Annotated in this window: 10 protein-coding genes; 5 read left to right on the forward strand and 5 right to left on the reverse strand. The window is 40.2% G+C overall.

Going from position 1 to position 14,888, the window contains the following annotated elements:
* The first annotated feature begins 5 nt into the window (after positions 1–5).
* Positions 6–3,695 (forward strand): caspase family protein, encoded by a 3,690-nt coding sequence (locus ACM0OR_RS08415; protein ID WP_414575862.1) that lies wholly within the window; start codon positions 6–8, stop codon positions 3,693–3,695.
* A gap of 220 nt (positions 3,696–3,915) precedes the next feature.
* The gene (gene uvrA, locus ACM0OR_RS08420; protein ID WP_414575863.1) at positions 3,916–6,789 is read left to right on the forward strand and encodes an excinuclease ABC subunit UvrA; all 2,874 of its coding nucleotides are present in this window, start codon (positions 3,916–3,918) and stop codon (positions 6,787–6,789) included.
* Between the two features lie 738 nt (positions 6,790–7,527).
* Here uvrA and patX read toward each other — a convergent pair.
* Together patX and ACM0OR_RS08430 are read right to left on the reverse strand one after the other, a co-directional pair.
* Entirely contained in the window at positions 7,528–7,758 is a 231-nt protein-coding gene (patX, locus tag ACM0OR_RS08425; protein ID WP_414575864.1) for a heterocyst-inhibiting protein PatX, read from the reverse strand.
* Between the two features lie 112 nt (positions 7,759–7,870).
* The gene (locus tag ACM0OR_RS08430; RefSeq protein ID WP_414575865.1) at positions 7,871–9,637 is read right to left on the reverse strand and encodes an FAD-dependent oxidoreductase; all 1,767 of its coding nucleotides are present in this window, start codon (positions 9,635–9,637) and stop codon (positions 7,871–7,873) included.
* A gap of 78 nt (positions 9,638–9,715) precedes the next feature.
* Between ACM0OR_RS08430 and ACM0OR_RS08435 the strand changes: the two genes are divergently transcribed.
* Entirely contained in the window at positions 9,716–10,021 is a 306-nt protein-coding gene (locus ACM0OR_RS08435; protein WP_414575866.1) for a type II toxin-antitoxin system Phd/YefM family antitoxin, read from the forward strand.
* A complete protein-coding gene (locus ACM0OR_RS08440; protein ID WP_323265229.1) occupies positions 9,993–10,310 on the forward strand; it encodes a Txe/YoeB family addiction module toxin in 318 nt (105 codons plus the stop codon). Before ACM0OR_RS08435 ends, ACM0OR_RS08440 begins: the two co-directional genes overlap by 29 nt.
* A 15-nt stretch (positions 10,311–10,325) precedes the next feature.
* On the opposite strand, the gene ACM0OR_RS08445 is transcribed toward ACM0OR_RS08440, so the two are convergent.
* Complete coding sequence (locus ACM0OR_RS08445; protein WP_414575867.1) at positions 10,326–11,813, reverse strand: protein kinase domain-containing protein; 1,488 nt, start codon at positions 11,811–11,813, stop codon at positions 10,326–10,328.
* A gap of 283 nt (positions 11,814–12,096) precedes the next feature.
* A complete protein-coding gene (locus ACM0OR_RS08450; RefSeq protein ID WP_414575868.1) occupies positions 12,097–12,801 on the reverse strand; it encodes a diacylglycerol/polyprenol kinase family protein in 705 nt (234 codons plus the stop codon).
* Positions 12,802–12,864: 63 nt separating this feature from the next.
* Here ACM0OR_RS08450 and yidD point away from each other — a divergent pair, with 63 nt between their 5' ends.
* Positions 12,865–13,098 (forward strand): membrane protein insertion efficiency factor YidD, encoded by a 234-nt coding sequence (yidD, locus tag ACM0OR_RS08455; protein WP_190698884.1) that lies wholly within the window; start codon positions 12,865–12,867, stop codon positions 13,096–13,098.
* 169 nt (positions 13,099–13,267) lie between these two features.
* Here the strand turns inward: yidD and ACM0OR_RS08460 are convergent, their stop codons facing one another.
* Entirely contained in the window at positions 13,268–14,110 is an 843-nt protein-coding gene (locus ACM0OR_RS08460) for an alpha/beta fold hydrolase (protein WP_414575869.1), read from the reverse strand.
* Positions 14,111–14,888: the final 778 nt, after the last annotated feature.

Genomic DNA, 14,888 nt, shown 5'->3' on the forward strand with positions numbered 1-14,888 from the left:
CAAATATGCCTTTATCTCGTCAAATATCTCAGCCTCAAGTAACACAAACAACTAAAAAAACATTTCGTTGTTTACTAGTTGGCGTAGGAGAATATCAAGATGAAAATTTCGATTCATTATCCTACGCAGTTGCAGACTGTCAAGGAGTAGCTCAAGCTTTACAACAAGCAAATCAAAAATATATCTCAATAGAAATTCAAACTTTAGAAAACCCATCTCTCTCAGAAATTCGTCATAGTCTCAAACAAATAGTCACATCTGCTAATCCTCAAGATATCCTTTTATTCTATTTTTGTGGACACGGTAAGCTTGAAGTTAATACTCAACAGGCTGTGTTGTCTCTAACTGATACTCAAAAACATAATTTACTCAACACTGGTTTATTAATAGATGAACTTTTACAAAGATTAGCTAATTGTCAAACTTCGCAACAGATAGTTATTTTGGATGCTTGTCATAGTGGCGGTTTAAGTTTGAGGGATGCTTTGACTCCCAAGCTATTAGAAAAATTACAAACTGCGACACGTTATAATAAGGGATTTTATGCTTTACTTTCCTGTGACAAAGACCAAGAATCGTGGGAATTTCCCGAATTAGGTCATGGGGTATTTACCTATTTTTTGATACGGGGATTATTGGGTGAAGCGGCTGATGCTAAAGGAGAGATTGAAGCTAAAACACTATATAAATACGTTTATCATCGGACTTTACAATATATTGATAAACTTAATCAAGGACTACGTTTAATTTATCAGCAAAAACGCAGTCGAGGGGAAACTGAAAATCTTCCTCAAGAACAGCCTTTACAAACTCCCAAGTTAATTGTTGAAGCGGTGGGGGAGTTGGTTTTAGGTTACAAAAATGCAGAATTTGAATTGCGATCGCTCCGCCAAGCTTTAATAGTAGATGGGCTATCAAATGGGGAATTATCGCTAGCTATCGGTAAAAAATTGGCTGCTGTGGGTGGTTTTGACCTCAAATTCTGTCAAATCCGAGATTTATCTGATGTACATCAAGCTATTCATCATTGCTTATTCTATCAACAAAGTGAAGCACTTTTAGTAGATGGGACATCTCTACTTTACCTGCGGGGACGCATTGCAGCAACAGCCACAGGTGAAGCTGTTTTAGTTATTAATAATGACATTAAACTCAGTCGTGATTGGTTGCGTCAACAATTACGTCAATCAAATATTGCTCAACAAGTAGTAGTTTTAGATTGTCTTGTTGACATTAAATATATCTCTGAAATGCAAAATTGGTTAGAGGATTTACGACAGGAAGCTGAATCTAGTCAATGTTTAATTATAGGTGCAGCTACTGCGGAAAATTCCACAGAATTTACTATAGCTTTACTGAAAACTTTAGAAGCAACTAATTTAGAAACAGGTTTATCTGTTGCTGGTTGGATTACAGGATTAGATAAAGAACTTGCAAGCAGTAAAATTAATTATTGGTTAGGCGGTGTACAAGGTGTAATTGAAGTCATACCTGCGACTTTACAACCACAATCACAACGCATTGATTTAGGAATTTGTCCCTATATGGGATTAAAAGCTTTTAGTGAGCAAGATGCTAAATATTTTTATGGCCAAGAAGTTTTAACCCAAAGGATTATTAATCAAGTTAATCACAAATCTTTTTTAGCTATAGTTGGTGCTTCTGGTAGTGGGAAATCTTCCGTAGTACAAGCTGGATTAATGGCACAATTACGTCAAGGTAAACAAATTCCTAGCAGTGAAACTTGGTGGATAAAATATCTACGTACTGGGGAAAATCCCCTTCAAGAATTAGCAAGAATTATGGCTGATGGTGAGGAAACACTATTACAAATGGAAGGGTTATTACATTTAGGTGGTGAGGGTTTTGTTCACTGGTTACGCAGACGCACTGAACCGATGGTAGTGTTAGTCATCGACCAATTTGAGGAAATTTTTACTTTAGCTGCTAGTAGCGATCGCCAAGTTTTTTTAGATATACTTCAGGAAGCTTTAGAATATGCGGCAGATCGTTTCAAGTTAATCATTACCCTGCGTGCTGACTTTATTTCGTCCTGTCTAGAATTACCTTGGCTATCTCAAAAGTTGCAAGAGTCTCATGTGTTAGTTCCACCAAGACTTACACCAGAAAATTACCGTCAGATTATCGAAAAACCAGCAGCACAAGTAGAACTTAAAGTACAGCCGGGTTTAGTTGAATTACTGCTACAGGATTTACAAGAATCTGCTGGCGATTTACCTTTATTGCAGTTTGTTTTACAACAGTTATGGGAATACCGCAATCAAAATACTGGTGAATTAACAGTTTCAGCGTATCAAGAAAAAATTGGTGGAATTAAGTTAGCTTTAGAACGTAAAGCTCAAACTGTTTATGATAGTTTAGAAGCAAAAGCACAGACTATTGCTCAATGGATTTTTCTTTCATTAACGCGCCTGGGTGAAGGTACACCAGATACTAAAAAACAGGTATTAAAGTCTGATTTATTGCGGGGTAAATATCCTCCAGCTTTAGTAGAAGCAACTCTAGAAAAGTTTATTGCAGCTAAGTTAATTATTGTCAATATGCTAGAAGATAAATCAAATATTAGTCAAAGCCGAAGTGCAGATGGCATCACCCAGGAATTACAATTAATGAAAAGTGAGGTGACAGTAGAAGTAGCCCATGAAATTTTAATTCGTCACTGGTCTAACTTACGTTGGTGGTTAGATGAAAACCGCGATCGCCTGCATCAACAACATCGGTTAGAAAAGAAACTTCAGGAATGGGAACACAACCAAAAACACCCTGATTTTCTCTTACCAAAAAAACAACTTATTGAAGCTGAAACCTATTATAATAAATACCAAGATTATGTCACACCCCAAGAAAAAGGATATATTCGAGCTAGTCAACAAGCCCGACTGAAAAATCGTTTCTTATTAGGAAGTGCGACAGCGATTTCTCTATTATTTATTTTCGCTTCCAGTATCATCGCTTGGCAACAACAACAGCAGAATCAGTTAGCGCAATTAATTCGCTATAGTTCATTTAACGTGATTACACCAGATATTGCTAAAAGTGTAGTCAATAGTTTATCTACACTGCTAAATAATGCCGCAATCAATCAACAATCTGGTAAAGTAGAGCAAGCACTTGATGACTACCGTCAAATATTGGCAGTTACTACTAATATTCACCAAAAAGTTATCCAAGAGCCGCAAAATTTTACTGATATCACACAGGCAAAACTTACTTTAAAACAAGCATCCCAAAAAGCTGAAAATAAACTGGCAGAAATTATTAGCAAATCTCGCTTACCCCAGTTAGAAGCAGAACTCAAACAAGGTAATTTTGGTGAGTTAGTTGTAACTGATTTTGCTAAATTTGAAAATAAATATACAGGCGCACTTAAAATATCTTATGCCATGCTCATGCGAGAATCAGGAGCGAAAGCCGATGTAAATAATGATGGTTATCTCACAGAAGGAGAAGAAAATTTACTACCTTGTAAAACTCTCCAAGAGATTGCAGAATTATGGCGTAAATATACACAAAATCGCTGTGATTGGGGTAATGGAAACGGTGATTACTTACAGCCAGATTGTCGAGAATTGCAAGGAGAAAATTTAACAATTAAATTATCATTTCCTCCGGTGGCATATCTTCTAGAAAGACGATTGCAAGAGTGTAAAATTATTTCAGTTCAGCCACAGTAGTAGTCTATCGCAAAAATTTTGAGCAGTTTGTAGTCAGACGTTTATGCCTGAATATTCTAAGGACTAAAGTCCTTACTAAAAACAGGTTCAGGTGTAAATAGCTCAAAGGTGAAGCAAAGTAGTATTATTGTACTGCTATAGACATAGTGATAACAAACCTTGATAAAGATAGTATTATTAAGAACTGTTTCACGCTGCCTCTCATTATTGGCCTGTCAATATGTCAGATCACAAGCTAGCCGCATCCCTAAATGGACACCTCCCCTACACCAACCCCCAGAATACAATTCGGATTCGCGGCGCAAGACAGCATAATCTGAAGAATATTGACCTGGAGTTGCCGCGCGATCGCCTAATCGTGTTTACTGGTGTCTCAGGTTCGGGTAAGTCTTCTTTGGCGTTTGATACGATTTTCGCTGAAGGTCAACGGCGTTATGTAGAATCTCTTAGTGCTTACGCTCGCCAGTTTTTGGGACAATTAGATAAACCAGATGTGGAAGCAATCGAAGGTTTAAGTCCGGCGATTTCCATTGACCAGAAATCTACATCTCATAACCCCCGTTCCACAGTGGGGACAGTAACGGAAATTTACGATTATTTGCGGCTGTTATTTGGTCGGGCTGGTGAACCCCATTGTCCTATATGCGATCGCTCTATTGCACCTCAAACTATAGACGAAATGTGCGATCGCATTATGGAACTACCAGACCGGACTAAGTTCCAAATTCTCGCGCCTGTGGTGCGGGGTAAAAAGGGAACTCATCGCAAGTTATTATCTAGTTTGGCTTCCCAAGGGTTTGTCCGTGTCCGCATCAATGGCGAAGTCCGGGAACTGTCAGACTCAATTGAACTAGATAAAAATTATACCCATAATATTGAAGTAGTCATTGACCGTTTGGTGAAAAAGCCGGAGATTCAAGAACGTTTATTCGATTCTTTATCTACGTGTCTCAAACAATCGGGCGGTATTGCCAAAATTTTGGTGAGTCCTATTACTGAGAATCCTCCAGAGGAAGAACAAGAATTAGTCTTCTCGGAAAACTTTGCTTGTCCCGAACATGGGGCGGTGATGGATGAATTATCACCGCGCTTATTCTCGTTTAATTCCCCCTACGGTGCTTGTCCTCAGTGCCACGGCTTGGGAACGTTAAGAAGATTTTCCCCAGAGTTGGTCGTACCTGACCCTGAAGCACCAGTATATGCTGCGATCGCACCTTGGTCAGATAAAGACAATTCTTATTATTTAGAATTACTTTATAGTGTCGGTAGCAATCATGGTTTTGAATTACAAACAAATTGGCACAAGCTAACACCAGAACAGCAGCAAGTTATTTTGTATGGTGAAAAGGCAACAGACAATCAAAAAACACCGCAATATAAAGGTGCTATCCCCATTTTACAGCGACAATATGAAGGCGGTTCGGAATTAATTAAGCAAAAATTAGAGCAGTATGTAGTTGATCAACCATGTGAAGTATGCGGTGGTAAAAGATTAAAACCGGAAGCTTTAGGAGTGAGGTTAGGTCAATATAACATCTTAGATTTAACGAGTGTTTCGATTCGTGATTGTCGGCAGAGAATTGATCATTTAAAGTTGAGCGATCGGCAAATTAAGATTGCCGATTTAGTGCTACGAGAAATCAGAGCTAGATTACAATTTTTATTAGATGTAGGCTTAGATTACCTCAGCTTAGATCGAGCAGCCATGACCCTTTCTGGTGGGGAATCGCAACGTATTCGCCTAGCCACACAAATTGGTTCTGGGTTAACAGGAGTTCTCTACGTTTTAGATGAACCAAGTATTGGTTTGCATCAAAGAGATAATAATAGATTGCTCAAAACATTAACCAAATTACGTGATTTGGGTAATACTTTAATTGTCGTAGAACACGATGAAGAAACCATCCGCGCCGCCGACTATATAGTTGATATTGGCCCCGGTGCAGGTGTTCATGGTGGTAATATTATCGCCCAAGGTGATTTCCAAGCATTACTCACAGCCGAAACATCGTTAACAGGTGCATATTTATCAGGACGCAAAGTAATTCATACCCCAGCAGAACGTCGCGAAGGAAATGGTCGCACTTTAATCATTAAAAATGCCCATCGCAACAACTTAAAAAATATCGATGTCGAAATTCCTTTAGGTAAACTTGTTGCGGTTACTGGTGTTTCTGGCTCTGGAAAATCAACTTTAATTAACGAATTAGTTTACCCATCATTACAACATCATTTAACTAAAAAAGTTCCTATACCTAAAGATGTCGATAAAATTCAAGGATTAAATAGTGTTGATAAAGCCATCGTCATTGATCAATCGCCCATTGGACGCACACCCCGTTCTAACCCTGCGACTTATACAGGGGTTTTTGATGTAATTCGGGATGTATTTTCGCAAACCGTAGAAGCTAAAACCAGGGGTTACAAACCAGGACAATTTTCTTTCAACGTTAAAGGTGGACGTTGTGAAGCGTGTAGTGGACAGGGTGTAAATATCATTGAAATGAATTTCCTCCCTGATGTTTATGTACAGTGCGAAGTTTGTAAAGGTGCAAGATATAACCGCGACACTTTGCAGGTGAAATATAAAAATAAGTCTATTTCTGACGTTCTTAATATGACAGTTGAGGAGAGTTTAGAGTTTTTTGAAAATATTCCTAAAGCTGTCAATCGGTTACAAACATTAGTTGATGTTGGATTGGGTTATGTGCAGTTAGGACAACCAGCAACTACCTTATCTGGTGGCGAAGCACAAAGAGTGAAACTAGCCACAGAATTATCCCGTCGCGCCACAGGTAAGACACTTTATTTAATCGATGAACCAACAACGGGGTTATCTTTTTATGATGTGCATAAATTATTAGATGTCTTGCAAAGATTGGTAGATAAAGGTAATTCTATTTTATTAATTGAACACAATTTAGATGTAATTCGTTGTGCTGACTGGGTAATAGATTTGGGGCCAGAAGGTGGCGATAAAGGCGGAGAAATTATCGCCGTCGGTACACCAGAGGAAGTTGCCAAAAATCCCAGGTCTTACACTGGACAATATTTGCAGAATGTCTTGCAACATTATCCAGCGATGAAAAAATAAACAAACTTGCATCAACATGAAGAAATGTTCGTGAACTACCAAAATATAAATTAACGTGAGTTCGATGACCTCTCCCCAACCCCTCTCCGACGCGGAGAGGGGCTTAAATATCTGGAAATATCAACGAAAAATAAAGGTTTTGAAGCCTCTCTCCTTGCAGGAGCAAGATATGGAGAGGGGTTTTTAAAATTCGTCGAACTCACGTTAAATGAATAGAGTGATAGCAGGTTTAGAGGTAAATCTTTAGGGGTGTACAGCTTTGCACCCCCATTCAATAGACCTTTTGCATAAATGCTTAAGCTGTCACATCTCAAATATTCTATATTTCATTCAGAATGACACATCTGATTTTCGGACTTTTGCAAGAGGTCTAATCAGTTATCAAGCAAGACGAGAAGCTCGAAACTCCGCATTTTGTTTCGATGTAGCTTAACCGCAGATTTGTGTCTTGTGTGTTGAAAAAATTAGGGCTAAATCTAGCCTACTATGAAGTTATTGACCCTGTTGTAATATTGTGAATTAACCTGAATGATACCCTGGAAATAAAATTAAGCGTTATGTCTAGTCTGAAGAGTGGTGATGCTGTCAATTGGGGTGGTTAATTACTTGGTAGTTGTTATGGCAGAATTTAAAAAATTGTATTCTTGCTAAAAAGGCTAGTTAAAAGAGGTAAATAGTGTTGAATTTGCTGGTCACAAGAAAAATTCTCATGTCACAACAGGTATCATCTTTGATCTACTAAACAGTAGGATAAGTATTCCTTTGCGATTCCATTAAACTCCTCCGTCCACTACCCCGAACAGGGGTAGCACCTTCTGGCTCATTACGCTGAGGTTTAGGTTTTAATGAGACTAAATTTTGTGAAGTAGTTGATGACATGAAGAAATTGTCATTGACCAGTTGTGAAAAATTAACTGTTAGTGAAGCAAAGACCAGACTCGAAATTAAAAACTTAACAGTAGCACGCATTGTAGATATCTCTTTGTGATTTTTCCTATCTATTGCTACTGAGTTTTATGTAACGAGTCCGGAAAATTCTCAAAAAAGTAGTGCTTTTTACCGAAAAAAAAAATAAAGTCGGCTATACTACCAAACTTTCCACTAATAACCAGTTACCAGAATAATTTAGACGACCCCAAACAGTTAACTGTTGCTCATGGGTCAATTCTTGCAGCTGCGCGTCTATATGCGATCGCCAGGTCACAAGCTGCCAAGTTTGCCCTAGATTAGCAGATGGAGTAGTGATAGTGAATCTGTAATCCTGCTGATTTAAAATCTGAAGAATCCCTGTGAAACAGTCATTTCCCCGTGTGAATACTTGCTGGGTATCTGAATGATAGTAATTATCCACCGATGAAGCGGGACAATTGCCACTATGGGGATAGGCTTGAGGCTCATTGAGATAATACGTTTGCCATTGCCGCCATTCTGGATGATTAGGTAAAAGATTAAATAAAGGTATGATAGCGGCAGGAGAGCGATCGCCTTGCAATAAAGCTTTCTGCAAAGCTTGTACAGGTATGTCTCGCGGCTGACAATTTAACGCCACACACATAGCAGCAGCCATCCCCGCCGCTTGACCGATACCCAGGACAACAGGTTGCAATCTAGTTGCGCCATTGGCGATATGAGAGACAGAAATATTTTTTTCACACACTAATAGACCATCTGTGGTTACTGGAACTAAACAACGGTAGGGAATGGTAAAGGGCGTTCCCGTCCATCTTCCTCCCCAACGAATGGATTTTGGTTGTAGCGGTAGGTCAAAGCTGGGATAATGATGGTCGTTGGCGTAATTACCAATTGCGATCGCATCAGGGAATAAAGCTGCCACCCGACCCCCTGCAACTGGTAGAATATCTTGTTCTCTGACAGTAGTGAGTCCTACCAAGCGGCGACTTTCTCTGTAATAGGGATGCAGTGCAAAAGCAGGATGGGTATGGGGAAAAACTGACTCTGCCAAACCGTAACGCCTACCTAGCTGATTTTGGATATAATGGGCGAAATTTTGGCTTTGCAAATGACATTCTTGTAAAAATTCACTTTTAGCTGCTGCTGACTCTATCAGTCGTCCTACTCCTTCACCGTAGTCATTACCACATATAGGCCAGTTAATCATAAATAGATTACCCGGCAAGCGTCCATAATTCAAGAATTTCTCTGCACCATATTTTTCCCAAGCACCGACAAACAGCGAAGGATCATAATTTGGCAAGGGAGGAATTTCGGGTGCGATATCTGCACCAAAATCTTGCATTACAACAACCCAAGTTGGTGACTGTACAGGATATTTGGTCGTGATAGCATTAAATTCAATGGGTGCGCTGGGTTCTTCCCATTCAGACTGTAATTCCCAACCCCAACGGTAGGGTATCTCTGCTAAGGCTAATAAATCGCCTAACTCTGTCCCGTCGAGAATAACTTTGGCTTGCACTGTAAAATCTGCAAACCGCACACCAGTAATACAGTTATCTTGCTTTAAAACTTCTAGAGGGACTTGTCCAGAAATCCAATGCAGATTTGCTAGTTCCTTTACCCAATCAGCAAAAATTTCTGCTCCCACACGGGGATCATAACTAAAAAAGCTCACCCAACTATTATTTAATCCCCCTGGTTGTCGTTGCTGTAATTCTCGTAAAAATTCGCCCCATAAACCCGTCTGAAACGCCATTAATTCGTTCCCATCAGGCGCAGAGACTCCGGCGGAAGTTAACATTCCTCCCAACCAAGGAAATTCACTCACTAGGATAGTGTTAGCACCGCGCCGCGCTGCTTGGATAGCCGCAGCAGTCCCTCCAGTTCCACCACCAACAACTAACACATCAGTTATGTAAGTTTGATGAGCCATGCTTTAATCTCACTAAAATAATAGCAATATGATTAATAGTGTCTTATAATTTATGTACAGGAATATGTACATAAATCCATGTTTTCTTACGAAATCACATCTCCCACCGATGCGAGAAATGACTTTTTCAAGTTGTTAGACCAAGTTGTAAAAAATCATCAAGTGTATATCATCAACCGTCGTGACAGTGAGAATGTAGCCTTGATTGCTGAATCAGATTTGGTAAGTTTGGTAGAAACAGTTTATCTTTTGCGTTCTCCTGCAAATGCACGTCGATTATTTGATGCAATAGAGGAGTCGAAAACCGGCAAGATTCAACCTCGATCTATTGCAGAACTTCAGCAGGAGTTGGGAATTGGGCAAGAGGAAAAACAAGAAAGCTGACAGCGAGGAAATTCAACCAGTTATAGTTAATCGCAGTCCTGGTTTTAGCTTTAGGTTTAAAGAGGATTTAGCTTGGTGGTTCAAGCAAGATGTTCAGAAAGCATCGAAAATTTTGGATTTGGTGACGGCTGTGATGCAAAATCCCTTCGAGGGGATTGGTAAACCAGAACCATTAAAGTATTTAGATGCAGATATTTGGTCACGACGCGTCGATTTAGAACATCGGCTGATGTATCGGGTGGGAAATACTCAAATTGATTTTCTTTGTTGTCGTTATCATTACGAATAAGAAACTTGCTGATGTTTACTGGTGTTCTTTGGGATTTTTTAACAGCAATACTAATACTGCTCCCGAAAGAATACCGCCTATCCAACCAAACAGTAAATTAACCAAAATCCACCAGCCAGCTTGCTTAACAAATCGCCGCAGTAGCCACCATTGGATAATTCCGACGATGAGGCCTACTGACATGAAGGACAGTCCGATTACACTATCCAAATCACCGCTAAACATCATATTCCCTAGGAGAACGGAAATACAAGCACCTAAAGTAGTTCCTAATAGCCACCACTTTTCAGATATGGGGATGTGTCTTCGCAGCATTAGTAATTGCATGAAGCCGATTGTCAAGGCCATCGTTGCAACTACAGCTTGATAACTCAGGATTGTACCGAAGATAGGCTCTACTATTACATGAGCGATCGCCGCAAAAATGCCCCCTCCAATCAAACCCACAACATTCACTAACACCCATTGCAAATAAAAACCAAACCCTACCTTTGGACTATCGCCAGATACAGCAGGTGCAGCAGACTGAGGTTGTTGGGGAATCTCTTGACGATACTGGACTGGAACTGGCGGTGGAGGCGAATACAAGGGAGGCTGAGAATTAATTGGTTGCTGCTGTGCGGGATCAAACGGTATCGTCGGTGTATATCCTGGATTAGTAGGTGTTTGTGTTGCTGCGTAAGCATTCCCCAACTGTTGTACAGCTACTAAAGCTTCCATCGCCGAAGGATAGCGTTGGCGAAAGTCATAGCGTACCATCCTATCTAATACATCCCCCAAAGCCGAGCTGACTTGTACTAATTGTCGCCAGACAATTTCCGCCGTTTGGATATCTTCTTCCAATTGATGGGGCATTAACCCCGTTAAAGCTTGAATACCAATCATCCCCACAGCGTAGACATCGCTGCTTAATCTGGGGCTACCCCGACTCTGTTCACTGGGCATATAGCCAGCCGTACCAATACCTACGGTCATTTTCGTGACACCTTCGCCAGTCACCACCTGCGTACTAATTTCTTTCACCGCCCCAAAATCAATTAGCACAACTTTGCCGTCACTCTTGCGGCGAATCAGGTTTGGCGGTTTGATATCGCGGTGAATGACTTGATTTTGATGGACAAAGGCTAATGGTTGCAGGATATTTTGCAACAAGGCAATGGTATATGCTTCACTCAGCCGTTTTCCAGGGGTGAGTTCATCACTGAGGGGATGACCATCAATAAATTGTTGAACTAGAAAAAATTCCTCGTTTTCTTCAAAGTGCGCTAATAGTTGGGGAATTTGGTCATGAGTACCTAACTTGTGTAATAACTGTGCTTCTGATTGAAACAACCGCCTAGCAACTTGTAAGGTCATGGGATCAGTTGCCATTGGTTTGAGTAGTTTGACTACACAATGATTGTTGTAAAGTTTAGTGTCTTCGGAAATGAAGGTTTGACCAAAACCACCAGCACCCAAGACTTTGGTGATTTTATAGCGTCCATCTAGTAACTGACCCAACATAAAGGCGATTACCTCCGGTAGAGCATAGCCCACCGCACAGAAGAATGTCTGTATTTTAACTCTACTGGTACATATGCCAATAGAGGGAACAGGGAACAGCAGAGGAAAAAACTATTGCCGACATTGGATAATAGAGGGATGAAGTCAGTTATTCTATAGGACTTACGCACAAATTACGGAATAACGTGCGCGTAGCGCATACCACAGAGACGCAGAGAACACAGAGAAATAAGGGTTTGAGAGAGTTTTTGCGTAAGTCCTGTTCTACTGTGTCTCACTCCCTCTAAATACCCCATAGCTCCATTAACATAAATGCCAAAGCTGCACTACCTAAAGGAACGGTCAAATTGTCAATACCTAAAAACGAAAAAGCTTCTAAACTAGTGGCGACAAATGCAACTACTAATGAGACTGTCCAAGTTTGCCAAATATTGCCGAATACGCCCAGTAAAATTAAACCACAGACGACATAACTCATTAATGCCATAGTTAAAGAGCCTTCCCAGCTTTTTTGCGCTCCCAAAAGTTTATACTTGTGTTTACCAAAGCGTTGACCAACTAAAGCGGCGAGTCCATCACCCCAGCACATAATCATCATCCCAATCGCTGCATACTGGGGTTGTTGTACATACCAGAAGTAAGCTACTAAAATTCCCACACTAGCAGCGTAAAAAAATGTGCCTAAGCTTTGCCTTCCTACACTATTAATGCCGGGAAGAAGAGGAAAAATGTAGGATAACAGAGTGATAATACTGGCTAAAATTGAAGCACCAATACCTATGCTGGCAGGAATATTCAGCCACCACGCGATTAAAATGACATGGCCAGCACCAATATGAACTATTTTACGGATGATTTCCGGATCGCTAGTAGCAAAGCGACTTACTAATCCAGCGATCGCTAGAATAAAAAATACCCAAGCTGCAACAATAGTAATTTGCAGCCATAGAGATGGGGTTAAGATGAAATCAGGAAATTGAGTTAACAAAGATGCTACAAGATAGAAAACGTTTTATCCTTGTTACCAATTTATAAGATTTGGGCGACAGTAATGAAGCAATTATTTATTTGGTTGATTAAAGGCTACAGAATATTTATCTCTCCCCTATTCCTACCCACCTGTCGCTTTCAACCGACTTGTTCAATGTATGCGATCGAAGCCATAGAAAGATTTGGCATATTTCGGGGCGGCTGGATGGCTACCCGACGGATTTTACGTTGTCATCCATTCCATCCCGGTGGTTATGATCCTGTACCGGAGAAGGAGGGGACAGGTGACAGGTGACAGGTGACAGGGGAAAAGAAAGCAGGGGAAGCAGGGGAAGCAGGGGAAGCAGGGGGAGAAAAATACAATGCCCACTCACCACTCACTACTCACTACTCACTACTCACTACTCATTACTCATTACTCATTACTCACTACTCAGCACTCAGCACTCAGCACTCAGCACTCACTAACTTCGACGTACAAAGGGTAGTAGGTCTTGTAGAATTGTTTCGTGATAGTGTTCTTGGGGATAGTGACCGACGTTGTTGAGTTTAATCACTTCTGCATCGGGTACGGACTTGGCAAAACTTTCTGCTACATCTATAGGCAACCAAGGGTCAATCATTCCCCATTGAATTAAAATTGGTTGTTGCCATTGTTGAAAGCCGGATGTAATTTCTGTCATGGCTGCTGGTAGTTGCAGATTGCGAATCGTGGTTAACAGCGCACGTCCGACGGCGGAAGTCTTTAAATATTGTTTGCGATATACATCTAAATCTTTGTCTTCAATGCGATAACGACTACCGCCTTCTAAAGTGCGGTCAACTAATAAGGGGTCTTGAGTCATCATGTCACCCACAAAAGGTAAACCCATCTGTTGCAGTTTCCAAGGTAATTTTGCATCCAGAGAAATGGGTGTATTTAAAATAGCAATGTTGGCAATTTTTTCGGGATTTCTTAAAGCATATTGCAGACCAACAGAAGCTAAGAAACCTTGGACTACTAGAGAAAATTTTTCTATTTCTAATGCTTCAATAAAGCCTGATAATGCTTTGATATAAGCGTCGGGAGTGTAAGAAAACTCTTGTTTTTCCGGTTTAGCAGAAAAGCCAGAACCAATCCAATCTGGTGCGATCGCTCTTGTTCCTTGGCTGGCTAATGCTGGTAAAATGTTCCGCCAACTGTAACTTTGTGATGGGATTCCATGTAGTAAGACTACAGGTAATAAGTCAGTTTGTCCAATTGGTGTAGCTTCCCGATAAAACCATTCTAAAGAATCTACTGTTATTTTATTCTCTGTTATCGACACGCTGCTTTCCTATCAGTTTTATATGGAAAATCTTACCATTTTGCTGGGGGGTGTAAGGGTGTTGAGAAAATTTGGTTGTTATTTCTTGAATTGGAGCTAAAAGGCTCGTTCACGGAGTTCAAAGACTCGTTTACGGAGTTCAAAGACTCGTTTACGGAGTTCAAAGGCTCGTTCACGGAGCTAAAAGGCTCGTTCACGGAGCTAAAAGGCTCGTTCACGGAGCTAAAAGACTCGTTCACGGAGCTAAAAGACTCGTTCACGAAGTTCAAAGACTCGTTCACGAAGTTCAAAGACTCGTTCACGGAGTTCAAAAGCTTTTTAAGAGGGGTTCGGGGGGATTAAAACTTTGTGGGGTAAGTTTATAAGACTTGTGTTGACACGGTAGCCTAGGTGGTTGGGATAGATTTCTTGTATCTCACTTCAGCGAGAAACATTATATATATGATAAGAAAATTTCCATAAATAAATTAAGGATATTTTGATGCAGTATCTCTACATCTTGAGGTTTCAACGCTTATAAATGTAGAGAAATCTATGCTTTTCCTTACGGAAATCTTGCCATGTTAAATAAGGTATGTATGATATGTGAGGGAATTTAAATTATGCCAAGAAACAGCAACAATTAAAACTTAATACTCTTTATACACGCTGGTTTTTCGGAGATTTTTCTAGTTAAAAATGATTCCGAGAAACCGCAATAATTGCTACATATTGAATTTCGAGAAATAGCGTTTTCATTACAACTTAAAAATCCAGTTAGCTGCACAATGGGGCAAAG

The sequence above is a fragment of the Anabaena sp. CCY 9402-a genome (assembly GCF_963920945.1).
Lineage (GTDB): Bacteria > Cyanobacteriota > Cyanobacteriia > Cyanobacteriales > Nostocaceae > Trichormus > Trichormus minutissimus.